This window comes from Streptomyces sp. NPDC003943, assembly GCF_053605265.1.
Genome location: NZ_JBSGIW010000009.1, coordinates 102,090 through 127,948, shown reverse-complemented (window position 1 = coordinate 127,948; position 25,859 = coordinate 102,090). Strand labels below are relative to the sequence as shown.

Sequence of the window (25,859 nt, the reverse complement as noted above, 5' to 3'; positions counted from 1 at the left end):
CCCCGCGTGGGGGGCCCCGGCGAGGGCCCACCCGGGTGCGGACCCGAGCGCGTACCCGTCGGCGTCCGCACCCGGCTGCTCCTCGACCTGCTCTGCTCCCTCCTGGTCCAGCGCCGCCTGGGCCGGCTGCCGGACGGCGCCGCCGGTGACCCGGCCGCCCTCGCGCGGCTCGCCACCGGCTGCCTCCGCTGAACCGTCCGCCGAACCCCCGTACCCGCTGTACCGCTAGGAGAAGAAGACCGACCATGACCCATGACGTGTACGAGATCGAGGACTTCGTCCTGGAGAGCGGGGCCACCCTGCGCCCCGCGCGCCTCGCCTACCGCACCTACGGCACGCTGAACGCGGACCGGTCCAACGCCGTGCTGTTCCCCACCTGGTTCGCCGGCACCCACGAGGCCAACGAATGGCTCATCGGCCCGGGCCGGGCCCTGGACACCGACACGTACTTCGTCATCGTGCCCAACCTCTTCGGCAACGGCCTGTCCTCCTCGCCCTCCAACACCCCGCCGCCCTACGACCGGGCCCGCTTCCCCGCCGTCAGCGTCCGCGACAACGTGGCCGCCCAGCACCGGCTCGTCACCGAGGGCCTCGGCATCGAACGGCTGGCGCTGGTCACCGGCTGCTCCATGGGCGCCCTGCAGACCTACCAGTGGGCCGTCAGCCACCCCGCGATGGTCGAGCGGGCGGCGCCCTACTGCGGCGCTGCCCGCACCTCCCCGCACAACCAGGTGTTCCTGGAGGGCGTACGGGCCGCGCTCACCACCGACCAGGACTGGCGGGACGGCTGGTACGAGCGCCCGCCGCGCGCCGGACTGCGCGCCTTCGCCCGGGTCTACGCCGGCTGGGGCTTCTCCCAGGCGTTCTACCGGACCCACGCCTACCGCGAACTCGGCGCCGCGTCCCTGGAGGACTTCCTCGCCCACTTCTGGGAGATGAACTTCCACCACGCCGACGCCAACGACCTGCTCGCCATGCTCGACACCTGGCAGCGCGCGGACGTCGGCACCACCCCCGGCTTCGACGGCGACACCGCGCGCGCCCTCGGCACCGTCCGGGCCCGGCTGCTCGCGCTGCCCTCGGAGACCGACCTCTACTTCCCGCCGGCCGACGAGGAGTGGTCCGTCTCCTTCGTCCCGAACGGCGAGGTGCGGGAGATCCCGGGCATCTGGGGGCATCTGGCGGGCGGGGGCGGCGAACCGAAGGCGGCCGCCTTCATCGCGGACGCGCTGCGCGAACTCCTCGCCGCGCCGGCGGGGACCGAAGGGGCCCCGGCGTGACCGGCCCCGGCGCGACCGGGTCCGGCGTCCTGGACTTCCGCTCCGACACCGTCACCCGGCCCGACGCCCGGATGCGCGCCGCCATGGCCGCCGCCGAGGTCGGCGACGACGTCCTGGACGGCGACCCCACGCTGCGCGCCCTGGAGGAGAAGGCCGCCGAGCTGCTCGGCGTCGAGGCGACGCTGTGGGTGCCCAGCGGCTCCATGGGCAACCTCATCGCGCTCTTCCTGCACCTGCGGCCCGGCGACCGCTTCCTCGCCCCCGAGCGCGCGCACGTCCTGGAGAGCGAGGTCGGCACCGCCAGCTGGCTGGCCGGCGGTATGGCGCACGCGCTGCGCTGGCGCCCGGACCTGCCCGGCGCGGTGGCCGCCGAGGACGTCCGGGCGGTCGCGGCCGAGGCCGGGCCGTACTTCGCGCTGCGGACCACGCTGCTCTGCCTGGAGAACACCCACAACGCGGCGGGCGGCACCGTCGTACCGCCCGAGACGCACGCGGAGCTCACGGACACCGCGCACGGGCTCGGGCTCGCCGTGCACCTCGACGGGGCGCGGATCTGGCACGCCGCCGTCGCCCTCGGCGTCAAACCGGCCGAGCTGACCCGTGGCGCCGACACCGTCCAGGCATGCCTCAGCAAGGGGCTCGGCGCGCCCGTCGGCTCCGTCGTCGGCGGCAGCGCCGCGTTCGTCGCGGAGGCCCGCCGGGTGCGCAAGATGCTGGGCGGCGGCGTCCGCCAGGGCGGTGTGCTCGGCGCCGCCGGACTCGTCGCCCTCGACGGGATCGACCGGCTCGCCGACGACCACGAGCACGCCCGGCTCCTCGCCGAGGGCCTCGCCGCGCTCGGCTGGGACGTCACGGCGCCGCGGACCAACATCGTCCTGGCCCGCGTCCCCGACGTCACCGCCACGGTCGACGCGCTCACCCGCGCCGGCGTCCTGACCGTGCCCGTCGGCGGCCGCGTCCGCCTGACGACCCACCGCGACCTCGGCCGCGACGACGTCCACCGCGCCCTGGAGCGCATCGCGCGGCTGCCCCACTCGTGAGCGTCCGGACGGAGAACCCATGCCCACCCCACCCGCACCCGCCGACACGACCGGCATACGCCCGCCCCTCGCGGCGGCCGGCCCCGCCCCCGGGCCGGCACGCTCCCGGATGCGGCCGCTGCCCCTCCTCGCGGCCCTCGGCACCGGCGCGGCGCTGACCCTGGAGTCCGTCGTCAACGGGCGCCTCGGCACCGGTATCCGACCCGTGCCCGCCGCCGCCTTCTCGGACGTGCTCAGCCTGCTCGTCATGGTGTGCGTCGCGCCGCTGCTGCCCGGCCTGCGGCCCGCGTTCCGCCGGATCCGCCCCGCCCTGCGCGACCGGCGGCTCCGGCCCTGGCACCTCATGGGCGGCGTGGCCGGCGGCTGCATGGTGCTGACCCAGGCCGCCGTCGCCGCCGACCTCGGGCCCGCGCTGTACGCCCTGGCCCTGGTGTCCGGCCAGACGCTCGCCGGACTGCTCGTCGACCACTACGGGCTCGGCCCCGGCGGCGCGCTGAGCGTCTCCGTACGCCGCGGGCTCGGCGCCGCCCTCACGGTGGTCGCCGTCGTGGCTCCCGTCGTCCTGGAGCCTGGTGACCGCGGCACGGTCTGGCTGGCGGCCGTGCCGTTCCTCGCCGGGGTGGGGCTGTCGCTGCAGATGGCCGCGAACGGCCGCACCGACGAGGTCGCCGGCAACGCCTACCCCTCGGTGATCCTCAGCTTCCTCACCGGCGCGGTGATCCTGCTGCTCGCCCTCGCGGCCGACCTGGCCGCCCACGGCGCGCCCGCCGACTGGCCCGGCAACCCGCTCGACTACACCGGCGGCACCCTCGGCGTGATCGTCGTCCTCGGCTCGGTCCTCGTCGTCCGCCGCATCGGGGTCCTGGCCGCCGGCCTCGGCATGATCGCCGGGCAGGTGGCGAGCTCGGTGCTGCTGGGCGCCGTCCTGCACACGGGCGCGCCGCAGGGCTGGGTCACGGCCGCGTCGGCGGGCCTGCTGCTCACCGCGGTGGCCCTCGCCTCGACCGGTGAGCGCCGCGGAACCACCCCCGCCTCCCCCTCCCTTTCCCCTTCCTCTTCTTCTGGCTCTCCCTCTGCCTCTTCCTCCGATCCCACCGAGAAATGGAGTCTCTGATGAAGGTCGCCTATCTGGGCCCGGCCGGATCGTTCACCGAACTCGCCGCGCGCACCCTCGTCGGACCGGGGGAGGAGCTCACGCCGGCCGCCTCCGTGCCCACGGCCCTGGCGGCGGTCCGCTCCGGCGCCGCGGACGCGGCGGTGGTGCCGCTCGAGAACTCCGTGGAGGGCGTCGTCCCCACCACCGTCGACGGACTCGTCCGCGGCGGACCGCTGCTGATCACCGGCGAGGCGCTGCTCCGCGTGACCTTCGCGCTGGCCGCCCCGCCGGGCGCGACGCCCGCCACGGTCCGCCGGGTCCTCACCCATCCGCACGCCCACAGCCAGTGCCGCGACTGGCTCGCCCGCGAGCTTCCCGGGGCGGAGTTCGTGCCGGCGGGCTCCACCTCCGAGGCCGCTTCCGCGGTGGCCAGGGACGCCGATCCGGCGACGGCGGCCGTCTGCGCCCCCGCCACGGCCGAGCGGTACGGGCTCGACGTCCTCGCCACCGACATCGGCGCGCGCCGCGACGCGGTGACCCGTTTCGTACGTGTCGCGGGCGCCGACGCCGTCACCCCGGGGCCCACCGGCCGCGACCGCACCTCCGTCGTGCTTCCGCTCCTCGACCACGTGGGCGCCCTGCACCGCGTCCTCGGGGCCTTCACCCGCAACGGCGCGAACCTCACGGCCATCAACTCGCGCCCCACCGGCGACGCGCTCGGCCGCTACTGCTTCTTCCTGGAGTGCGACGGCCACATCGCCGACCCCTCGGTGTTCGGCGCGTTCGTCGAACTGCGCCGCCACGCCCCCCAGGCCCTGCTCCTCGGCAGCTACCCCCAGGCCCCGGACCCGGTCGCCGCCCGCGGTCCGGCACCCGCCCCACTCCTGGCGCACAGCTGAGCTCGTCCGGTACCCGGACGCACCGCGGGGCTGTCCGGATGCCGGAGGCTCGGTAAAGCGCAGTAAAAGTCCTGCCGGAGTCGCTGCGGTTCCCGTACGGAGCGTTTACGCCGCCTTATCGCGCCCTTAACGTCGCACGGCCCCGCGCGGACCTACCGGAACAACGGATTCCGCAGTGGGTGGGGCATTGACCTGCGGTTCTGCCCAGGCTTCCATTCAGCCCGGGAGCCACGGACTCATCTCATCACCGGACGCCTCGGAGGCGATACCGCTCCCTCTCAGTTACACCGCTCGCACCGCACCGATCGGAACCGCCTGATGACCGACACGCTCAGCGCACCGCACGCACTCGCTCCCGAGATCGAGCCCGTGCCGCAGAAACTCAAGCGTTCCATCGGTGTCGTGGGCGGCACACTGCTCACGCTGTCGTGCGTGACACCCGCCTCGACGCTGTTCGTGGTCGTACCGGACCTGTTCTCCGGAGTCGGCACCTACGCGGCCCTGACCATCGCGATCGGCTCGCTGCTCTGTATCGGCGTGGCGTTCTGCTACTCCGAGCTGGGCACCCTGATCCCGAGCGCGGGCGGCGAGTACGCCATCGTCTCCACGCTCGCGGGCCGCCTGGCCGGCTGGCTGGTCTTCGTACTGTCGCTGCTCGTGGTGCTGATCGTGCCACCGGTGATCGCGATGGGAACCGCCGACTACCTGGCACCGCTGGTGCACATCCCGGCTCCGATCGCCGGCGCCGGCGTCATGCTGCTCGCGACCCTGGCCGGTCTGCTCGACCTGCGCGCCAACGCCTGGATCACCGGCATCTTCCTCGTCCTGGAGGTCGTCGCGGCGGGCGTCGTCGCGGTCCTCGGCTTCGCCCACTCGCAGCGCGGCGCCGGCGCCCTCCTGCACGGCCAGGTCGCCACCGAGGGCGGCGGCCACTCCCTGGTCACCGGCGCCCTGGTCGTCTCCGGCCTCGCCATCGCGCTCTTCGTCACCCAGGGCTTCTCCACGGCCGTCTACCTCTCCGAGGAGCTGGAGAACCCGCGCAAGAGCGTGGCCCGCACGGTGCTCGCCACCCTGGCCATCTCCACCGCCGTCATCCTGGTCCCCGTCATCGCCATCACCCTCGGCGCCGGCGACCTGCAGACGCTGACCGGCGGCGACATCAGCGGCATGATCGCGGCCTGGTCGAACTCCGCCGTCGGCACCTTCATCAGCCTCTGCGTCGCGCTGGCCATCATCAACGCCGGCATCGTGATGGTCATCCAGAACTCCCGCGTGCTCTTCGCCTCCGCCCGTGACAAGGCGTGGCCCGAGCCCGTCAACAACGCCCTGTCCCGCCTCGGCCGCTTCGGCTCCCCGTGGGTCGCCACCCTGGTCGTCGGCGTGCCCGGCGCGGCGCTGTGCTTCGTCAACCTGGACACCCTGTACGGCGTGACCGGCGTCTCCGTCACCGGCATGTACCTGCTCGTCGCGGTGGCCGCGCTGTTCAGCCGCAAGGGCGCGCACCGCGAGGTCGCGGCCTGGCGCATGCCGCTGTGGCCGGTGGTCCCGGTGCTGCTCATCGCCGTGATGGCGTACATCCTGTACATGCAGGACCTCGAGTACCTGAAGTGGACCGGCGGCATCACGGCCGTCGCCACCCTCTACTGGGCCTTCTACCTGCGACCGCGCCAGGACACCCGCTGGCTGGTCAGCATCCCCGAGGACGAGCAGGTCTGATCCCCCACCTGCTCGACCCCCGAGGGCCGGGGCGGTTCCGACCGCCCCGGCCCTCGGCGCGTTCCATCCGCTCAGGATCGTGCGACTCCCCGTCCGCCTCGGACGTAGCCCCGACCGGAGGTTCTGCGGCGGTCAGGCGCCGTCGGTGCCGCTCAGCTGCGCCCAGGTGTCCTCGACCGTCTCCGCCACCGGCCGGCAGCGCAGTCCCGTGGACCGGGCGCGGGCCGTGTCCCCGCAGTGCAGGGCGTCGTGCAGCTCGCTGCCGGGCGGGCACCAGATGGGCAGGTCGGACCAGCCGGCGACCTCGGCCGCGGCCAGGGCCTCCGGGCCGACCCAGACCAGCTTGGTCTCCGCGCCGGTCGCGGTGACGCACGCGTCCAGCAGCTCGCCGATCGTGGTGTGGCCGGGCGCGCTGACCATGTCGTACGGGCCGCTGAGCCCCGACTCCAGGGCGTCCAGGATCCACACCGCCATGTCCCGCACGTCCACGTACTGCAGCGGTGTGTCCCGGGGCGCGGGGGCGAGCAGCGGGCCGCCGAGGGCGATCCGCTTCAGCCACCAGGGCAGCCGGCCGGAGTTCTCCCGGGGGCCGAGCAGCAGACCCGCGCGGACCAGCAGGGAGCGCTTGTCGCCGAACTCGCGAAGGACGGCCAGTTCGGCGCCCCGCTTGTCGGCGGCGTACTCCGTCGCGTCCGCGTCCGGGTCGGCGTCCACCACCGGGCCGTCCTCGTCCAGGCCGGCCGGGATGGGCCAGGTGTAGACGGAACGGCTCGACACGAAGACGTACCGCTCGGCGCGCTCCGCGAGCAGCCGCGCGGAGTCCCGGACGATCCGGGGCGCCGCCGACCAGGTGTCCACGACGGCGTCCCAGGTGCCCTCCGCGAGCGCGGCCAGGCCGTCGGGCTCCGTACGGTCCCCGTTCAGGACCGTCACGCCGGGCGGCGCCGGGTGCTCGCCCCGGTGGAAGACCGTCACGTCCCAGCCCCGGTCCCGCGCCGCCTCCGCGACCGCGCGGCCCGCGAAGTCGGTGCCGCCGAGCAGCAGTAGCCTCACTGTGTCCGTCCCTCCTCGTGCTGTTCGTCCCGCTCAGGCGACCGCTGCGGTCGCCGACGTGCGCTCCCGGTAGACGGCGAACCGGTCGGCGATCTCCTGCGCCCGGTCCTCCGCCTCCGACAGCTTCATCTCCTGGCAGTCGTACCCGAGTTCCTCGGTCATGATCGCCATCGCGGAGGGTTCGAAGACCACCGTGCCGTCGTCACGGATCTCGCTGATGCCGTCCTGCACCTGACCGGAGAGGCTGATCGCGTCGGCCCGCTCCATGGTCATCCCGTCGGGCAGCACGATCTCGTACGAGCCGTCCGCGGCGATCGCCACCGGGTGACCGCCCACCACGCCGCCCGCACCGGGCGCGTGGACCAGGGCCGCCCGGCCGTCGGCCAGCGGTTCGAGCACGCTGAGCGCCGACGCGGCCGTCATCACCTGGCCGGGCATGCCGCCGGTGCGCCGGTAGCGCTCGGGCAGCCGGTTCAGGAGCGCCGGCACGTCGAGCTCCGCGGTGACGTCCCGGCCGTCCACCCGGATGCCCAGGCCCATCTCCGCCGGGCCGCTGTTGCCGGTGCGGGACAGGCGGTGCGAGACGTAGTGGTGGGCGACGAGCCGCACCTCCACGTCACCGACCGGGCGGCCGAGTTCGTCGGCGACGGCCGCGGTGATGCCGGGCACGTTGTTGGCCACGTTGCCGATGCCGAGGTCCGGGGAGAGCCCGACCGCGGAGAGCGCCGGGTGCACGGCGTCCGGGTAGGCGGCGTTCACGACGACCGGGTCCACCCCCGACAGCCGGACCGCCTCCATCGCCTTCATCGCGGGCACCAGGTGCATCGGCAGCCACGGGCCGTAGTTGGCGGCGTACAGACGCTGGAACGCCGACTGCTCCAGGGTCGAGATGACCCACCACGACTGGTAGCTCGCCGCCAGGAAGAGGACGTCCGGCCGGAACTCGGCGATCGTCTCGGCCGTGCGCGCCACGTCGCGCAGATCGGTCAGCGCATGGCTCACCCGGGGCTGGTAGCCGCGCTGGATCGCGCAGAACCGGGCCAGGTTGGTGGCGCGGAGCACCGCCTCCTCGTCCCGGCCGACCAGCCGCAGCTCGCGCGCCGGGTCGCTCTGCGCCAGCGCGTGGAACGCCTGGCGGCCGATGTCGCCGGCGCCCAGGACCATGACCTTGCGCGCCTCGCGCGCGGGGTGAGCAGGGGTGTTCATCGGTTCCCTCCAGAGGTGGCGACGGCGGAAGCGGCGAAGATGTGCGCCGACGTGGGTACGGCACGCTGGGCGACCGTGGCCGCCACCAGGCCCGGCAGGTCCCGCATCGAGCGGAACACCTCCGCGCCCGCCCGATGGGCCCCGAGCTCGGGGTCCGCGGTGTACTGCAGGACCCGCATCCCGGCGTCGAGACCGGCGTCCACGCCGACCGGGCTGTCCTCGATCACCAGGCAGTCCTCGACGGCACCGCCGCACCGCTCGGCCGCCCAGAGGAACAGCTTCGGGTCGGGCTTCCAGGCGTCCACGTCGTACGCGGAGAACAGCCGCCCGCCGAAGTGGTGCAGGATGCCCGCCTTGGCGAGCCGGCGCTCGATCAGCTCCAGCGGGCTGTTGGACGCCACGCACATCCCGGCCACGCCCGGCAGCGCGCTCAGCCGCTCCAGGGCGTACGCCACGCCGTCGATGGGTTCGAGGCGGTCGCCGATGAGCTCCTCGCACTTCGCCCGCGCGATCGGCATGGCGTCCGCGGGCGGCGGCGTGCCCGTCAGCTCCTCCATCAGGTCGAGGCACTCCTGCATCTTCTTGCCGGAGAACAGCTCGTCCCGCCGCTCCTTGTCGAGCGTCAGCCCCATCAGCTCGCCGACGTACGCCAGTCCGCCGTTCTCGGCGTCCTGGGTGTCCACGAGGACCCCGTCCAGGTCGAAGACAAGCAGCAGGCCGCCCTGCGGGGCGTTCACCGGCTCGTACGGCTCACTCATATGCGTACTCGATCCACTCGACGCTCTCGATGGCGGCCACGGTCGCGGCCAGCTCCTCGTGGGTGGCGGCGGAGCCGATGACCGCCGCCGTGTTGCCGCGCGCTCCGATCCGCCAGTCCACCGAGGCACCGGGCTCGATGAGCACGGCCACCCGGTCGACGTTCGGCAGCCGGCGCAGCGCGGTGACGTTGCGGATGCCCCGCACGCTGCGCGCGCCGGCGGGCGGCACGATCAGGTAGTGGAAGGCGATCGGCCCGTCCTTCTTGATGTCCGGCGTCTCGTACGGCAGACCGAGCGCGGCCGCCACCGCCACGTACGCCGGGTCGGAGGTGCCGGAGCGGACCGCGAGGTCGTCCACCCAGGCGCCGAGCCGGCCGTTGACCTCGATGACCCGCGGCCCGTCGGCGGTCAGCTTGATCTCGACGTCGGCCACGCCGTGGATGTTCAGGGCGCGCACGGCCCGGCAGGCCAGGTCCCGTACCGCCTGCTCGTCCTCCTCGGACACGACGGAGAAGCCGCCGTAGCCGCCGCGCTCGCGGAACGGCTCGGCCAGCGCGAACTTGCTGGTGACGAAGACCGGGCGGACGTCGTCGCCGTCGGCCACGCAGTCCACCGCGATGTAGTCGCCCCACGGGGCCGGCGTGGGCCGGCCGACCAGCAGCTCCTCGATCATCACCGCCGTCTCGACGGGGCCGCCGCCGGCGGCGTCGAAGCACGCGGCGATGGCCGCCCGGCACTCCTCCTCCGTCGTCACGGCCTGCGTGTTGCGGCTGGAGGCGCCGACCACCGGCTTGATGATGGCGGGCAGTCCGACGTACGCCAGGGCCTCGTCGGTCTGCTCGGGCGAGGTGACGGTGCGGAAGCGCACCGCGTCCACGCCCGCCTCGGCGAAGCGCTCGCGCTGCAGGTCCTTGTGGGTGATCGCGGCCACGTCGGCGGGGGAGTGGTAGCGCAGCCCGAGCGCGGCGGCCAGCCGGACCGTACGGGCGATCTGGAACTCGCTGAAGGTGATGATGCCGGCCGGGCCGAGGTCCTTGAGGGCCGCGACGGTCTCCTCCTCGGTCCGGTCGGCCGTGTCGACGACGGTGCCGACGGTCTCCAGGGTCGGGATCATCTCCTGGGCGTGCTCGGTGTCGGCGGTGACGAACACCAGGGCGCAGCCCGCCTGCCGCGCGGCCTCGGCCAGCCGGGTCGGGGCCAGGCTGCCGGTGTCGTAGACCACCAGCAGGACCGGTTGGTCACTCATGTCTGTACCTCTGTGATCGGAAGGAGAGGAAAGCGAGGGGGGAGGGGAGAGGGCCGGGGCCGGGACGGGGCGTGGGGACCCGTCCCGGCCGCACGGCACGGGGGCGTGCGCGGCTCGGGGCCCGGCTCGGGGCCTGGCCTGGGGCCTGGCTCAGGCGGCCGGCCAGTCGCCGCCGCGGCGCACGGCCATCACGGCCTGCGCGAGGGACTCCACGGTCGTGCGGGTGAAGAGCACCCGCACCGGGATCTCCAGGCCGAACTCCTCCTGGAGCTTCAGGGCGACCCGGGTGGCGACCAGCGAGTCGCCGCCGAGCTCGAAGAAGTCGTCGTGCGCGCCGACCTCGTCCGCCCACAGCGCCTCGGCCCAGGCCCGGGCGACCGCGCGCTCGGCCGCGTTCCGCGGCGCGACGAACTCCGCCTCCAGGCCCGACCGGTCGCCGTCCGGCGCGGGCAGCGCCGTGCGGTCGGTCTTGCCGCTGCCGGTCAGCGGCAGCGCGTCGAGGAAGACGAACAGGGCGGGCACCATGTAGCCGGGCAGGGTACGCCCGCACCACTCGCGCAGCGCCGTCACACCGGGCGCCCGCCCGGCGGCCGGCACACAGTAAGCGACGAGCGCCCGCTCGCCCGGCACGGCGTCGTCCCGCACGGTCACCACGGCCGCGGCGACGTCCTCGTGCGCCAGCAACGCCGCCTCGATCTCGCCGAGTTCGATGCGGAAGCCGCGGACCTTCACCTGGTGGTCGAGCCGGCCCAGGAAGTCCAGGCTGCCGTCGGGCAGCCAGCGCACCAGGTCCCCGGTGCGGTAGACGCCGTCGGCGAAGCGCTCCGCCGTCAGGTCCGGGCGGCCGAGGTAGCCGCGGGCCACGCCCGCGCCGCCGATCAGCAGTTCGCCCGGCACACCGGCCGGGACCGGCCGGCCGTGCTCGTCCACGACCGAGAGCTCGGTGTTCGGCGACGGCCGGCCGATCGGGACCGGGCCCGCCGCCTCGGTGATCTCGGCGAGCGTGGCGTACACGGTGGTCTCCGTCGGACCGTACCCGTTGACCACCCGGCGGCCCGCGCGCAGCATCCGCGCCGCCAGCTCGGCCGGCAGCGCCTCACCGGCGGTGAACACCGTCAGCTCGCGCCGGGTGTCGCCGAGGGCGTCGAGCAGCGGGCGCCAGGCGGACGGGGTGGCCTGGGCGAGCGTGACGGCGTGCCGGTCGACCAGCTCGGCGAGCGCGCGCGGGGTGTGCACCTGCTCGCGGGTGGCGCCGATGATCCGGCCGCCGGTGATCAGCGGCAGGAACACCTCGACGCCCGCGATGTCGAAGGTGGCGGAGGTGGTGAAGAGCACCCGTTCGCTCTGCGGCGCCGGGAAGGTGTCCCGCATGCCGTACAGCAGGTTGACGAGCGAACCGACCGTGACGGCCACGCCCTTGGGGGTGCCGGTGGAACCGGAGGTGTACAGGACGTACGCGAGGTCGTCCGGGCCCGCGCCGGTCGGGGAGGCCCCGTCGGTCCCGTGCCCGTCGATCGCCGCCCGGTCCGTGTCCACCGCGACCAGGACCCGGCCCTCGCCGGCGAGCCGGCCGCGCAGCGACTCCTGCGTGACGACCACCGGCGCCGCGGTGTCCGCGAGCACGAACGCCAGCCGCTCCACCGGGTGTTCGGGGTCGAGCGGCACGTACGCCCCGCCCGCCTTCAGCACGGCGAGCAGCGCCACGACCAGCTCCGTGCCGCGCTCCAGACACACGGCGACCGGCACGTCCCGGTCCACGCCGAGGCCCCGCAGATGCCGGGCGAGGCGCCCGGAGCGGGCGTCGAGCTCCCGGTACGTGACCTCCTCGTCGCCGAAGACGACGGCGACCGCGTCGGGGGTCCGGGCCGCCTGCACGGCGAACAGGCCCGCGACCGTGCCGCCCTTCGGGTAGGCGGCGGGATTGCGGCCCCAGGCGCGCAGGGTCTCCAGCTCCTCCGGCGGGACGATGTCCAGCTCGTCGAGGGCGGCGCCCGGCCGGTCGCCGACGGCGGCGAGCAGGGTCAGCAGACCGCCCGCGAACCGCTCGGCCGTCGCGGCGGTGAGGACCGCGGTCCGGTAGTGCAGGTGGAGCGAGAGGCCCGCCTCGGCATCGTCGGTGTTCTCCGCCCACGAGAGCGCCAGGTCGGGCGGGAAGAAGCCGGCCGGGGCCACGTAACCGCCGTGCGCCTCGCCGAACACCGCCTGCACCAGCGGGTGGTGGCCGCTCGTGTGCTCCGCGCCGAGCGCGGCCGCGAGCTCCGCGAACGGCGTCCCGGCGTGCGCCCGGGCCTCCCGCACGGCGGCGGCGACGCGCGCGGCGGACTCCGCGAAGGTGTCGCCCCCGGGGCCGGGGCGGACCACGACCAGGTTCCCGTCGACCGGCAGTCCGACCGCCACGTCCCGCTTCCGGGTCCACCGGCCGAGCACCGCGCGGTACGCGGCGAGCAGCGCGTCCGGCAGCCCGACGCCGAGCTCGGCCGCGGCCTTGCGCAGCGCGTCCACGGTCCCGGCCGGGACGGCGACGGGGTGCCCGGCCATCGCCGGTCCGGCCTCGGGCGCCGCCGGGCGCGGCCGGTCGAGCGGCAGCTCCAGCGGCTCCAGGCCGTCAAGTGCGGCCCGCCAGTGGGCCGTCTCGTCCAGCGCCTGCGTCATGACCCCTCCCGGGTCCCGAGGATCCGCGCCAGTGCGATGCGGTCCGTCTTTCCGTTGTCGTTCAGCGGCAGCCCGTCGAGCAGCCGGATCCGCGCCGGCACCATGTGCAGCGGCATCTGGTCGCGCAGCCAGGCGTCGAACGCCGAGGGCTCCACCTCGCGCCCGGCGTAGGCGGCGGCCAGCTCGGTCTCGCCGTCCTCGGCGGTCACCGCGACCACGGCCACGTCCACCACGTGCGGGTGGCGGCGCAGCACCGCCTCCACCTCGCCGATCTCCACCCGGTGGCCGCGCAGCTTGACCTGCTGGTCCAGCCGGCCGCAGTGGATCAGGACGCCGTCCTCGCGGCGGATCCGGTCACCGGTGCGGTACCAGTGGCGGTCGGTGAGCGGCCCGGAGCCGTCGTACCCGACGGCGGGGCCCTCGCCCTCCTCGTACGAGAGGAAGCGGCCCGCGTTCTCCCGCGGGTCCAGGTAGCCGTCGAAGCGCTGCGGCCCGCGCACGCACAACTCGCCCTGCTCGGCGGGGAGTCCGTCCTCGTCGAGCAGCACGCCCTCCATGTGCGGGTACATCACACCGATCGGCACCGTGCCGCCCGCGTACTCCGGCCAGTCGGAACTGGGGCCGGTGAGCAGGTGGTTGGTGCAGCACAGGGCCAGCTCGGTGGGCCCGTACACGTTGTGGATCTCGGTGTGCGGTGCCACCTCGCGCCACAGCTCGACGTGCTGCCGGGTGACCGGCTCGGCGCCGAAGATGCTGTGCCGCAGGGTGACCGCGCGGCCCAGCGGCATGTTGCCGAGCCGCTGCGCCTCGCGGATCACCGACGGCACCGAGAACCAGTGGGTGAGCTCGCGCTCCACGATGAACTCGACCGGCCGGTACAGCTCCGCGGCCGTCGGCACGACCAGCGTGCCGCCGCCGCCCCAGGTGGCGAACAGGTCGAAGGCGTGCGCGTCGAAGGTCAGCCCGAAGACCCCGGAGAGCCGGGAGCCCGGCTGGATCTCGAAGCGCGGGATGTTGTGGTCGAGGAACGGCGAGAAGTGCCGCTGCAGGATCGGCACGCCCTTCGGCTGGCCGGTCGAGCCCGAGGTGAACAGGATGTACGCCTCGGCGTCCAGGTCGTCCGGCATCGGCGGCAGGCCGTCACCGAGCGGCGCCGTGCCGGCCCGCTCGGCGTCGTCCAGCTCCAGGACCGTCGGCCGGTACCGCTCGGGCAGCGCCTGGAAGAGCCCCGCCGAGCGGGAGTCGACCAGCGCGGCCTCGACGCCGGCCCGCTGGGCCACGTCCAGGTTGCGCTGCTGCGGGTGGTCCGGATTGAGCGGCAGCACACCCGCGCCGAGCCGCTGGATCGCCAGATAACCGGCGTACGCGGCGACGGAACGCGAGGCGACGAGCGCCACCCGGCGCGGCACGCCGCCGTGCTTCCGTACGATCCGCTCGGCCAGCGTCAGCGCCAGGGCGCGCAGTTCGGCGTACGTGAGGACCTCGGCGCCGATCTCCAGCGCCGGCCGGTCGGGCAGCCGCTGCGCCGAGTTCTCGAACCGCCGGTAGAAGGTGAGCTGCCGCGCCGGGTCGCCCGGGTCGGGGGTGGCGGGGTCGGTGGCGGTCATCGGTTCCTCGATATCCATGTGCGCTCCAGGTTCTCGACCAGGTCGGGGCTGTGGAGGCGCCGGCACTGCTCGATGGCGTAGGCCGCCATGTAGCGGCGCAGTTCGTCCTCGGACTCCTCGTGGGCGTGCATCACCCTGCGGTTGTTGATCACGGCCGGGGCGGCGAGCGTCGCGGCCGCCGCGGCGATCGCCTCGTCCATCCGCTCCCCGGGCACGACGTCGTCGCACAGCAGCCGGCCCTCGGGGGAGGCCGCCTCGATCCGCCGGTCCGCGAAGATCATCTGGCGGGCGAGGCGGTTGCCGCCGACCCGAGGCAGCCGCAGGTTGGCGACGCCGGGGATGATGCCCTCGCGCAGCGCGGGCAGCGTCAGATACGCCTCGTCGGTGGCGATCACCCGGTCGAAGACCAGCAGGATCTGCGCGCCGCCGCCGATCGCGAACGTGTCCACGGCCGCCACCCACGGCTTCTCCACCGGCTCCGGCCACCAGTCGCGGCCGTCGTCCGGCACGCTCAGGCCGCGCAGCAACTTGTGGATGTAGCCGAGCTCCCGCGTCAGGAAGAAGTCGATCAGCGAGATCCGGCCCTCGTAGAGGCGCGTGAGGTTGATGCCGGCGCTGAACACCCGGCGGCCGGCGTAGCGCGGATGCGTCATCGGCGCGCCGCGCATCACGCCGACCCGCACCGAGTCGTCGAGCAGCACCAGGTCCACGGCCGCCTCCAGGGCCGCGACCAGCAGGTCGTCCTCGGCGTTGAGGAAGGCCGTGTTGTTCACGGTCACCTCGCCGACGTCACCGCGCCGCTCCACCGTGACCACGCCGAAGTCGGCGCGGCCCGTGGCCCGGTAGCCGCTGAGGGCCGCGAGCGCCCGCTCGGTCGGCCGGCGCATCGCGTCGAGCAGATGCCGGCCCGACAGCTCCGAGTCGAGCAGACCCCCGAACAGGATGCCGTGGTCGATCTCCAGGCCCAGCTTCTCGCGCTGCGAACGCCGCCGCTCCGCCTCCAGCTCCGCCTTCGTCGGAACCAGCCCGGGCACCAGCTGCGCCGCCGCGGTCGCCAGGTCGTCGAGCCGGTGGTACGCCCGCCGCCCGTCGGTCAGCTCCTCGTACAGCCGGTCCGCGTGCCGCTCCATGAACCGCCGCCGCGCGAGGCGGGCCGCCGTGCGCAGCGGCCCGTGCACCGGCTCGCCGGCCGACCGCTCCGCCAGATCGGCCAGGAAGCGGGTCAGCGTCGTGGAGTCGGCCTCGAAGTCACCGGTGAGCCCGGGTTCCGGCGTCGCCGTCATCATGATCCCCCTTGAGTACGTGTCGTGCGTGTCGTGCGGGCCCGGGCGCGTCCGGCGCGGGCCTTCAGCGCCTGCTGCCGGGCCTGGCCGCGGTCCGAGGCGGCGGCGCCCGCCGCGGCGTCCTCGCCGTTGCCGAAGTAGGCGGCCATCGCCCGGATCGTGGAGTGCCGGAACAGGTCGATCACATCGACCTCGCGGCCGAGCGCCGTCCGCAGCCGGTCCCGCAGCCGGACCAGGAGCAGCGAGTTCCCGCCCACGTCGAAGAACCCGCTCTCCGCGCCGACGGCCCGCCCGAGCACCTGCTCCCAGGCGTCCGCCACCAGCCGCTCCACCTCGCTCACCGGCCGCTCCGCCGCCTCGGCCGCGGCCCGCGCCGCCCGCCGCTCGGCTGCCTCGGCGACCGCCTTGAGCAGCGCGGTCCGGTCGGCGCGGCCGCTGGGCAGCAGCGGCAGCCGGTCGAGCACCTCAAGGCGGTGCGGGAGGAGATAGCCCGGCAGGATCCCGCCGAGGTGCGCGCGCAGGGCTTCGGCGGTGAGCTCGGCGCCGGGCCGCGCGGCGACGGCGGCGATGAGGACCGTACGGCCGGCGCCGGCGCCGGCGGTCGCGGGCGCGTCGCCCACGACCACCTCGGCCCGGGCCACGCCCGGGTGCCCGAGCAGCGCCGCCTGGACGTCCACCGCCGCCACCCGGACGCCGGAGACGTCGGTCCGGTCGACGGCCCGCCCGGCGAACTCCAGCCGCCCGTCCGGCGTCCAGCGCGCCAGGTCGCCGGTCGCGAACAGCCGGCCGCCCGGCTCCGTACCGTACGGGTCGGGCCGGAACCGCTCGGCGGTCAGCCCGGGCTGTCCCAGATACCCGCGCGCGACGGCGGCGCCACCGATGTGCAGCTCGCCGACGACACCGGGCGGCACGAGGCCGCCGGTCCGGTCGAGGACGTACACGGTGGCGTCGGCGGGAAGGCCGAGCGCGACCGGGGCGCCCGCGGCGAGGGCCGCGGAACCGTCAGCGCCGACCGCCACAGGGCTTGCGGGCGTGGGCGGCCGGTTCGCGTCGGGTGCCGCAGGGCCTGCCGGCGCCTCCGGTCCGTCCGCGTGGGACGCCGCAGCGACTGCCGGTGCCAACGGCCGGTTCGCGTCGGGTGCCGCGGGGTCCGCCGGTGTCAACAGCGCGTCCGCGCCCGTCACCACGGGCCCGCCCAGCGCGGGTCCGCCGGTCTCGGCCGTCGCGTACAGCTGGTGCGCGCCGGCGGCCTGGATCCGCCCGGGGAGCAACGGCTCGCCCGCCGCGAGGACGTACGTGGTGGCGACGCCGGCCCCGGTGGGCGAGGCCGGCACCGACGGCGCCGCATAGACCGTGCCGGCCGCGTTCCCGACGGGTACGACCACCCGGCCGCCCCGCACCAGCGGCGCGAACAGCTCGAAGACCGCGCCGGCCGCGTCCGGCGCGCCCACGGGCACGACGGCGTCGAGCGCCTCGGCGGGCAACTCCCGCGCGGCCCACCGCAGCCGCGAGGCCAGCTGCCGGTGTTCGAGCACCACGGGCAGCGGCTCCCCGGTGGCGCCTGAGGTGCGCAGCACGACAGCGGCGTTGCGGGGCCGGGCGGGCCCGGCGCCGCCGTCGGCGGAACCCGCTGCCGCCCCGGCGGCTCCGCCGCCATCCGCGTCCACCTCGACCACCCGCACCTGCGTGTGGTCGAAGAACGGCGTCGCCACCGGGTCCGCCAGGACCACCTCCGGTTCCGCGTCGGCCACGGCCAGGCGCATCAGGAAGGCCGGGAGGTCCGAGGCCAGGGGGACGCAGGCGCCGCCTGCCTTCCAGACGGCCAGTTCCGCGGCGACCAGGGTGAAGGAGGGCGGGGCGCAGACGCCGACGCGGGTCTCCGGGCCGACGCCCAGGTCGCGCAGGCGCGCGGCCAGCTCCTCGGCCACGGCGTCCAGTTCGCCGTATGTCCAGGTGCGCGGTCCGGCGGCCACGGCGACCGCGTTCGGCGTGCGCGCCGCCTGGGCGGCGACGAGGGTGTGGACGCACTCCTCCGGCTGCGGGACCCCGGCCGCCGGGTTCCACTCCGTCAGGAGCTGGCGGCGCTGGGTCTCGTCGGGGCGGAGCAGGGACGAGACCCGCTGGGCCGGGTCGGCGCCGACGCGTTCGAGGACGGTCCGCAGCCGGGCGAGGAGCAGCTCGGCGGTGGCGGCGTCGAAGAGGTCGGCGCGGTAGTCGGCCAGCGCGTGCAGGCCGCCGTCGGACGTCTCCAGGGTGTCGATCGCCAGGTCGGCCTTGGTCGTGGGGAGCCGCAGCTCGCCCGCGCGGAAGACCGCGCCGCCCGCCCGGTGCGCGGGCGCGGCCGGCTGGTGGGTGTACATGACCTGGTAGAGCGGGTGGTGGCTGGGGTCGCGGGGGACGTCCAGCGCGTCGATGACCTCGTCGACCGGGAGGTCGGGGTGGTCGAGGGCGTCGAGGAGGTCGCCGCGGACCCGGCCGAGGAGTGCGGTGAACTCGGGGTCGTCGGAGAGGTCCGCCCGCAGGACGACCGGGCGGGTCAGGTAGCCGACGACGCCGGCGGACTCGACGGTGTCGCGGCCCGACACGGCCATGCCGGTGAGGACGTCGGTGGTGCCGTACGCGCAGAGCACGACGTCGACGGCGGCCTTGAGCACCATGTACAGCGTGCACCGCTTCTGCCGCGCGAGCGTCCGCAGCGGCTCCACGACATCGGCCGGTATGTGCGCGGTGCGCCGGTCCCCGGCGTGCCCGGCGGCCGGGCCGCGCGGGGCCCGTACCGGCAGCTCCGTGACCTGGGGCGCGCCGGCGAGGCGGGCGGTCCAGTAGCGGAGGTTCTCGGCGCGGTCCTGCTCGTCGCGCTCGGTGCGGGCGGCGAGGAAGTCCCCGTACGCCACGGCCGGCTCCGGCAGCGACACCGGCCGGCCCTCGGCGAACGCTCCGTACAGCTCCGTCAGTTCGGTGACGAAGAGGGTGAGCGAGGCGCCGTCGAAGACGATGTGGTGGACGCCCACGAGCAGCCGGTGTGCGGTGGCCGCGGAGTCGGTGAGCCGGAGCAGCCGCAGCCGGAGCAGCGGACCGCCGTCGACGTCGAAGGGCTCGGCCGCGAACTCCTCGGCGAGCCGGGCGGCTTCGGCCTCGCCGACCGGCTCGGCGACGGGCACGGCCGGGGCGCCGGACGCGACGTCGAGGACCGACTGCACGGGCTCGCCGTCCGCGTCCCGCACGATCCGGACGCGCAGCGCCGGGTGGCGGCGCACCAGTTCGGCGAGGGCGCGGCCCAGCGCGTCCTCGTCCAGCGGGCCTTCGACGTCGACGGCGAAGGGCACGCTGAAGAAGGGGTCGCGGGGGCGCAGGTGCGCCAGGGTCCAGAGCCGGCTCTGGGCACGGGTGAGGGGGAGGCGCAGCTCCTCCGTGGGGGCGGTCACGAGACGACCTCCGATTCGGCGGCGGCGCGGGCCCGGCCGAGCGGGGAGAGGGCGAGGAGCACGGCGACGGGCAGCAGCACGGCGCCGGTGAGGACGATCGACCGGGAGATGCCGGCCAGGTCGGCGACGACGCCGCCGAGCACCACACCGATGATCATGAAGTTGACCATGAGCGCGTTGAGCAGGCCGACGCCCCGGCCGCGCAGCTCATCGGGCAGGTCGCTGAGCAGGGTGTTGGCCACGGGCACCTGGAAGAGGCCCGAGCCGAGCCCGGCGATCAGACACCACACGAGCACGACCGACACGCCCAGCGCGTCGCGCAGCCGCCCCGTGGGGGCGAGCAGCAGCAGCGACACGGCGAACAGCCCGATCGACCAGACCAGCAGCCTGCGGTCGCCGGCCCGGCGCACCAGCGGCGGGCCGATGAGCGCTCCGACGACCGAGCCGGCGCCGAACGCCGCCTGCGCGAGGCCGTAGTCGAACGCCCCGAGGTGGAACCCGGAGAGCAGCTGGGTGTTGAGGTTGGTGGTGAACAGGCCGAGCGCCAGCATCACCGGTACGAGCACGACGGCGAGGAAGCGCAGCGACGGCACGGCCATCACCCCGCCGAGCCCGACGCGCAGCGACTGCCAGTACGACTCGCGCTTCACGCCCGCCGCGGCCGGCACCGGCACCTCCTTCAGGACGGCCATGCTGCCGAGCAGCAGCGCCGAGACCACGAAGGTCGCCGCGTCGATGACGAAGACCGCCGGGACGCTGCCGAGGGCGAGCAGCAGACCGCCCATGGCGGGGCCGACCAGGTTCAGGGTGTGGTTGGTGGACTGGAACAGCGCCACCGCCGTGGGGATGCTGTGGCCGCGCACGATCAGCGGGACGGCGCTGATCCGCGCGGTCTCGAAGAACGCCTTGCCGATGCCGCTCAGCAGGATCAGCGCGAGCAGCGGCAGCGGCGAGTCCCGTACGACGATCATCAGCAGGGCCAGGACGGCCCGGACCAGGTCCGAGCCGACCATCAGGACCCGGGCCGGCACCCGGTCGGCCAGCGGGCCGACGAAGGCGCCGAGCACACCGGACGGCAGCAGCTGGGCGATGACGACGAGGGACACGTACAGGACCGGGTTCGACGTCCCGGTGGCCACCACGTAGATCAGGGTGATCTTGGTGATGGCGTCACCGAGGAAGGACGCGACGACCGCCAGCCAGTAGCGGATGTACGTGCGGTCCTTGAGCAGCTCAAGCATGCGGACCCTCGTCTTCCGTGCGCAGCACCTCGTTGAGGACGGCCGCGAGCCCCTCCACGTACGGGTGGCGCATCATCGTGTAGTGGTTGCCGGCCACCGTGCGGACGTCGATGTCCCGGCCCGTCAGCTCCCGCCAGGAGTCGGACGGGTCGTGCTCCTCCTCGGCCGCGCGGATCAGCGTGACCCGGCCCTTGACGGCGTCGGGGCGGAAGTTCCAGAGCAGGCGCAGGTTGGCCACCCACAGGTCGAGCACGTCCGCGATCTGCTCACGGCCGGCGTCCGGCGGCAGGTAGTCCGAGGCCCGGGCCAGGCCGAGCAGATAGTCGAGGTGCTCGTCCGGAGTCATCCCGCGCAGCTCGTCGACCGGCTTCAGCCGGTCGCCGTAGTCCCACTGGAGGTTGGCGGCGACGGCCTCCACGATGTCGGCCCGGTCCGGCTCGTCGCCCTCCGGGACGACCGCCGGCGCGTGCGCGTCCATCATGATCACGGAGACCTCCGCGCCGGTCTTCTCCAGCTCGGCGGCGACCGCGTAGGCGTTGGAGCCGCCGTAGCACCAGCCGGCCACGGTGTACGGGCCCTCGGGCTGCGTCTCGCGGATCAGCTCGGCGTAGGCCGCGGCCCGCTCGCCGAAGCCGTCGAAGGGCAGCCGGCCGTCCACCGGCGGCGGCGAGGCGAGCGCGTACACCGGCCGGCCGCCCTCGATGAGGCCGGTGAACGGCATGTAGCAGACGACCTCGCTGCCCGCGGGGTGCGCGAAGAAGACCGGAGCGGCCGAGCCGCCTTCCCCGGCGCCGAGTTCGATGAGATGGACGCTGTCCTCGTCCGCGTACCCCTCGCGCAGCATCCGCGCGAAGCGCTCCACGGTCGCGCCGCGGAAGATAGCCGCCATCGGCAGCCGCCGGTCGTAGCGGCGCTCGATCTCCGCCATGAGCCGCAGCACCAGCAGCGAGTGCCCGCCGAGCTCGAAGAAGCCGTCGTGCAGCCCGACCGGCGAGACGCCGAGGACCTCCTCCCAGATGTGCGCGACCTCCAGCTCCAGGGCGTCGCGCGGCGGGACGTAGCTGCCGGCCGTGCGCTCGATCACCGGCGCGGGCAGCGCCCGGCGATCGATCTTGCCGCTGGTGTTGAGCGGGAACGAGTCCAGGCGGACGATGACCGAAGGGACCATGTAGTCCGGCAGGAAGCCGCGCAGCAGCTCGCGCAGCTCCTCCTGGGACGGTGCCGCGTCGCCCTCGCCCTCCACGTAGCCGACGAGCCGCTTGTCGCCGGGCCGGTCCTCGCGGACCAGGGCCACCGCGCGCCGCACGCCCGGGTGCTGTTCGAGGCGGGCCTCGATCTCGCCCAGCTCGATGCGGAAGCCGCGCAGCTTCACCTGGCCGTCGTCGCGGCCCAGGAAGACCAGCGTGCCGTCCTCGCGCAGCCGGGCCTTGTCGCCGGTGGCGTACATCCGCGCGCCGGGGCGGCCGGAGAACGGGTCGGGCACGAACCGCTCGGCCGTGAGCGCCGGCCGGCCGCGGTAGCCGCGGGCCACGCCGGTGCCGCCGAGGTACAGGTCGCCCGGCATGCCGACCGGCACCGGGGCGAGCCGCTCGTCGAGCACGTACACCTGGGTGTTGGCGAGCGGGCGGCCGATGGAGATCTGCTCGGTGCCGCTGTCGAGGCGGTGCGCGGTGGACCAGATGGTGGTCTCGGTCGGTCCGTACACGTTCCAGGTGCGGCCCGGCTCGCGGACCAGCTTCTCGGCGAGCGACGGCGGCAGCGCCTCGCCGCCCACCAGGGCGCGCAGCGAGCCGTCGTTCTCCCAGCCGGCCTCGACCAGCAGGTGCCAGGTCGCCGGGGTCGCCTGGAGGACGGTCGCGCCGGTCTCGGCGAGCACCTCGGCGAGCCTGCGCCCGTCGACGGCCTCCTCCTTGCGCACGATGTGCGTGCGGGCGCCGCTGACCAGCGGCGCGTACAGCTCCAGGCCCGCGATGTCGAAGGTCACCGGCGTGACGGCGGCGAGGGTGTCGCCGGGCCGCAGGCCCACCTCGCCGGCCATCGAGAGCAGCAGGTTGACCAGGTTGCGGTGGGTGACCTCGACGCCCTTGGGGCGGCCCGTGGAGCCGGAGGTGTAGATGACGTACGCCAGCCGGTCCTCGGCCGACGCCGTCGCGAGCCGCACCGGCTCGGGCGAGGCGGCGGCGATGTCCGTCGCGTCGGTGTCCAGGCAGACCCGCTCGCCCGGGCAGTCCGCGAGGACGTCCAGGTGCGCGGCGCGGGTGAGCACCAGCCGGGCGCCGGCGTCGCCGGTCATGTCGGCGAGACGGGCGGCCGGGTAGCCGGCGTCCAGCGGCAGATAGGCGCCGCCGGCCATCAGCACGCCGAGCAGGCCGGTGAGCAGGTCGACCGACCGGTCGAGGCACACGCCGACCACGGTCTCCTCGCCGACACCGCGGCCGCGCAGGTAGGAGGCGAGCCGTCCGGCCCGCTCCACCAGCTCCGCGTACGTGAGCGACTCGTCGCCCGAGGACACGGCCACCGCGTCCGGGGTGGCCGCGGCCTGACGCCGTACCAGGACGTCGAGGGCCGCGCCGGGCTCCCGCTCGGCCTCGGTGCGGTTCCACTCCACGAGCATCCGGTGGGCGTCCTCCGGGCCGACGAGCGAGAGGTCCGCCACGGCCGTGCCCGGGTCGGCGACGATCTGCTCGACGAGCCGGATGTACTGGCGGGCGAAGCGCGCCATCGTGCTGTCGTCGAACAGGTCGGTGTTGTACTCGAAGAGGCAGTGGAAGTGGTCCTCGGCGATGCCCGGGTCGTCGAAGACGCCCAGCATCACGTCGTCCTTCGCCGTCTCGTTGTCGAGCGTCAGCTCCTCCACCCGCAGGCCCGCCATCGGCGCCTGCTCCTCGTAGTGGAAGTCCACGAGGATGAACGACGACTGGTACAGCGGCGTCCGGCTCGGGTCGCGGTCCAGGTCCAGCTCGTCGAGGAGCGTGCCGAACGGGATGTCGTTGTGGTCGAAGGCGCCCATCATGGTGGTGCGGGTCGCCGCGAGCAGCTCCCGCACCGTCATCCCGGGCCGCAGCGTGGAACGCAGCGGCAGGACCGTGAGGAAGTAGCCCACCATCGGCTCGATCTCGGGCCGGCCGCGGGTCGACGAGGTGGTGCCGACCAGGATGTCGTCCTGCCCGGACAGCCGGTGAAGCAGCACCTCCCAGGCGGCCAGGAGGAGGACGAAGACCGACACGCCCTCCCGCTTCGCCAGCTCCTTCACCGCGCTGGTCAGCTCGGGGGTGAACGGGAACTGGTGGCGGGCGCCGTTCGACGTCATCACCGGCGGACGGGGCCGGTCCGTGGGCAGTTCGAGGACCGCGTCGGCGCCGGCGAGCTGCTTCTTCCAGTACGGCACATGCCGGCGCGCGACCTCCTCGCGCAGCCACTCCGGCTGCCACAGCGCGTAGTCCGGGTAGTGCACCTCGATCTCCGGCAGCTTCGGCTCGCGGCCGGTGGCGTACGCGGAGTAGAACTCGGCGATCTCGGCGTTGAAGATGCCCATCGAGCCGCGGTCCCAGACCAGGTGGTCCACCGCGCCGACGAGCACGTGCTCCTCCTCGGCCAGCTTGATCAGCGTCACCCGCAGCAGCGGGCCGGCGACGATGTCGAAGGGCGCGCGCAGCTCGGCCGTGGCGAGCCGCTCCATCTCCGACTCGCGCTTCTCCGCCGCCACGTCCCGCAGGTCCACGTGCCGGATCGGCACGTCCATCGTGGGGTGCACCACCTGCACCGGCTTGTCGCCGTCCTGCGCGAAGGTGGTGCGCATGGCCTCGTGCCGCTCGACGAAGGAGTCCACCGCCCGCTGCAGCGCGGCCACGTCGAGGTCGCCGAGCAGCCGGGACGTGAAGTGCACCGTGTAGACGGGGTCCTCGGGGTCGAACTGGTGGATGAGCCAGATGCGCTCCTGGTCCACCGTGAGGGGCACCGGGTCCGTGGTGGTGCGCCGGGTGACGGGGCCGAGGGCCGGCGCCGCCGCGGCCTGCGAGGCCCGCTCGCGCATCTTGCGGTCCAGCAGGGCGCGCTGGGCCGGGGTGAGTCCGGCGAGCCGGTCTGCGAAGTCGGTCACGACTGCTGCCCTTCCGCGGACCGGTAGCGGTCCTTCAGTTCGGTGAGGTGTTCCAGGCCCTTGAGCACCACGTCCGGCTCCAGGCCGAAGTCGACGAGGCAGGCCACCTCATTCACCCCGATGTCCACCAGGTCCTCGATCAGCGACTCGCACTTGTCCGGCGTGCCGAGCAGCGCCAGGGAGTCGAAGTAGCGCTCGAAGGTGGCGTTCAGCATGGCCTCCTGCCCCTCCTCGCCCAGCTTGGAGAACTCGCTGCCGAAGCTGTCCTGCTGCGCCAGGAAGGTCTTCAGATAGCCCGTCAGCGGGCCGCGGACCAGTTCGCGCGCCTCCTCCTCGTCCTGCCACAGGAAGGTGTGCACCATGGCGGTGACGATGCCGGTGTCCGGGTCGTGCCCGGCCCTCGCGCGGGCCTCGCGGTACGCGGCCGTCTTCTCCTTCAGGTCCGCGGGACGCTGCGCCACGAGCCCGGTCAGCAGGTTCGCGCCGATCTCGCCGGCCCTGACGAACGTGTCCGGGCTGCCCTGCGCCGACACCCACACCGGCAGCTCCGGCTGGATCGGCCGGGGCAGCGAACGCACGCTCTGCAGCGAGCCGTCGGCGCGCGCCACCTCGACGCTCTCGCCCGCCCACAGCCGGCGGATCGTGGCGATCGCCTCGAACATCTCCTCCTTGCGGTGCGGATAACGCGCCTGCCCGTCGCCGGGCGCCAGGACGAAGTCGTCAGGGTGCCAGCCGGAGGCCGCCGAGATCGCGGCCCGCCCGCCGGACAGGTTGTCCACGACCGCCCACTCCTCGGCCGACCGCACCGGGTGGTGCAGCGGCAGCACCGTGCTGCCCGCGCGGAGCTGGATCCGCTCGGTCACCATGGCGAGGGCCGCCGCGAGCACCGACGGGTTCGGGTACAGGCCGCCGAAGTCGACGAAGTGCCGCTCCGGTACGGAGATGCCGCTGAAGCCGTTGCGGTCCGCGAACCGGGCGCTGTCCAGCAGCAGCTGGTACTTGCCCGGGCCGGCCGCCGTGCCGTCACCGGAGAAGAAGAACAGGCTGAAGTCCATCCGGCTGTCCGCCCGGCGCGCGCGGCGCGGCGCGGCGGCCTTCGCCGCCCGCTCCGTCTCCCCGCCGCCCAGCTCCTCGGGCGCCTTCTGCCTGCGCTCCCGCAGCTGCTTCTCCAGTACGGCGCGCTGGCTCGGCGAGAGCGAGGCAAGGCGCTCCTGGAGCCGCCGCGCGGTCTCCGACTCGTTCGTCCGATCCGCCATGG

At 74.5% G+C, this 25,859-nt stretch carries 17 protein-coding genes; 6 read left to right on the top strand and 11 right to left on the bottom strand.

Annotated elements, in window-relative coordinates:
- From ACWEV0_RS06370 to ACWEV0_RS06345, 6 genes are all read left to right on the top strand, one after another.
- A partial coding sequence (locus ACWEV0_RS06370; protein ID WP_453146979.1) for a hypothetical protein occupies positions 1-192 on the top strand: 192 nt, incomplete at its 5' end.
- A 53-nt stretch (positions 193-245) separates the two neighbouring features.
- Entirely contained in the window at positions 246-1,280 is a 1,035-nt protein-coding gene (locus tag ACWEV0_RS06365) for an alpha/beta fold hydrolase (protein ID WP_453146977.1), read from the top strand.
- The gene (locus ACWEV0_RS06360; RefSeq protein WP_453146975.1) at positions 1,277-2,320 is read left to right on the top strand and encodes a threonine aldolase family protein; all 1,044 of its coding nucleotides are present in this window, start codon (positions 1,277-1,279) and stop codon (positions 2,318-2,320) included. The genes ACWEV0_RS06365 and ACWEV0_RS06360 overlap by 4 nt, the downstream gene beginning before the upstream one ends.
- Before the next feature lie 19 nt (positions 2,321-2,339).
- Complete coding sequence (locus ACWEV0_RS06355) at positions 2,340-3,434, top strand: DMT family transporter (protein WP_453146973.1); 1,095 nt, start codon at positions 2,340-2,342, stop codon at positions 3,432-3,434.
- Positions 3,434-4,315 carry a prephenate dehydratase gene (gene pheA, locus ACWEV0_RS06350; protein ID WP_453146971.1) on the top strand — a complete coding sequence of 294 codons (882 nt, stop codon included), beginning with the start codon at positions 3,434-3,436 and terminating at the stop codon, positions 4,313-4,315. The genes ACWEV0_RS06355 and pheA overlap by 1 nt, the downstream gene beginning before the upstream one ends.
- 318 nt (positions 4,316-4,633) lie before the next feature.
- A complete protein-coding gene (locus tag ACWEV0_RS06345; RefSeq protein WP_453146969.1) occupies positions 4,634-6,031 on the top strand; it encodes an APC family permease in 1,398 nt (465 codons plus the stop codon).
- 132 nt (positions 6,032-6,163) lie between these two features.
- Here ACWEV0_RS06345 and ACWEV0_RS06340 read toward each other — a convergent pair whose 3' ends face one another.
- From ACWEV0_RS06340 to ACWEV0_RS06290, 11 genes are all read right to left on the bottom strand, one after another.
- Complete coding sequence (locus tag ACWEV0_RS06340; RefSeq protein ID WP_453146968.1) at positions 6,164-7,084, bottom strand: NAD-dependent epimerase/dehydratase family protein; 921 nt, start codon at positions 7,082-7,084, stop codon at positions 6,164-6,166.
- A gap of 33 nt (positions 7,085-7,117) precedes the next feature.
- Positions 7,118-8,290 (bottom strand): hypothetical protein, encoded by a 1,173-nt coding sequence (locus ACWEV0_RS06335; RefSeq protein WP_453146966.1) that lies wholly within the window; start codon positions 8,288-8,290, stop codon positions 7,118-7,120.
- On the bottom strand, positions 8,287-9,048 hold the full coding sequence (locus ACWEV0_RS06330) for an HAD family hydrolase (protein ID WP_453146964.1): 762 nt from the start codon (positions 9,046-9,048) through the stop codon (positions 8,287-8,289). Before ACWEV0_RS06330 ends, ACWEV0_RS06335 begins: the two co-directional genes overlap by 4 nt.
- The gene (locus ACWEV0_RS06325; RefSeq protein WP_453146963.1) at positions 9,041-10,294 is read right to left on the bottom strand and encodes an ATP-grasp domain-containing protein; all 1,254 of its coding nucleotides are present in this window, start codon (positions 10,292-10,294) and stop codon (positions 9,041-9,043) included. Before ACWEV0_RS06325 ends, ACWEV0_RS06330 begins: the two co-directional genes overlap by 8 nt.
- A 150-nt stretch (positions 10,295-10,444) precedes the next feature.
- The gene (locus ACWEV0_RS06320) at positions 10,445-12,946 is read right to left on the bottom strand and encodes a non-ribosomal peptide synthetase (RefSeq protein WP_453146961.1); all 2,502 of its coding nucleotides are present in this window, start codon (positions 12,944-12,946) and stop codon (positions 10,445-10,447) included.
- Positions 12,943-14,571, bottom strand: coding sequence for an AMP-binding protein (locus ACWEV0_RS06315; protein WP_453146959.1), 1,629 nt, complete (start codon positions 14,569-14,571; stop codon positions 12,943-12,945). Before ACWEV0_RS06315 ends, ACWEV0_RS06320 begins: the two co-directional genes overlap by 4 nt.
- The gene (locus ACWEV0_RS06310; protein ID WP_453146957.1) at positions 14,550-15,836 is read right to left on the bottom strand and encodes an enoyl-CoA hydratase/isomerase family protein; all 1,287 of its coding nucleotides are present in this window, start codon (positions 15,834-15,836) and stop codon (positions 14,550-14,552) included. Before ACWEV0_RS06310 ends, ACWEV0_RS06315 begins: the two co-directional genes overlap by 22 nt.
- Positions 15,836-19,261, bottom strand: a complete 3,426-nt coding sequence (locus ACWEV0_RS06305; protein WP_453146956.1) for a condensation domain-containing protein — start codon at positions 19,259-19,261, stop codon at positions 15,836-15,838. The genes ACWEV0_RS06310 and ACWEV0_RS06305 overlap by 1 nt, the downstream gene beginning before the upstream one ends.
- Positions 19,258-20,502, bottom strand: coding sequence for an MFS transporter (locus tag ACWEV0_RS06300; RefSeq protein WP_453146954.1), 1,245 nt, complete (start codon positions 20,500-20,502; stop codon positions 19,258-19,260). The genes ACWEV0_RS06305 and ACWEV0_RS06300 overlap by 4 nt, the downstream gene beginning before the upstream one ends.
- On the bottom strand, positions 20,495-24,601 hold the full coding sequence (locus ACWEV0_RS06295; RefSeq protein WP_453146952.1) for a non-ribosomal peptide synthetase: 4,107 nt from the start codon (positions 24,599-24,601) through the stop codon (positions 20,495-20,497). Before ACWEV0_RS06295 ends, ACWEV0_RS06300 begins: the two co-directional genes overlap by 8 nt.
- Positions 24,598-25,857 (bottom strand): MupA/Atu3671 family FMN-dependent luciferase-like monooxygenase, encoded by a 1,260-nt coding sequence (locus ACWEV0_RS06290; RefSeq protein WP_453146950.1) that lies wholly within the window; start codon positions 25,855-25,857, stop codon positions 24,598-24,600. Before ACWEV0_RS06290 ends, ACWEV0_RS06295 begins: the two co-directional genes overlap by 4 nt.
- Positions 25,858-25,859 lie beyond the last annotated feature (2 nt).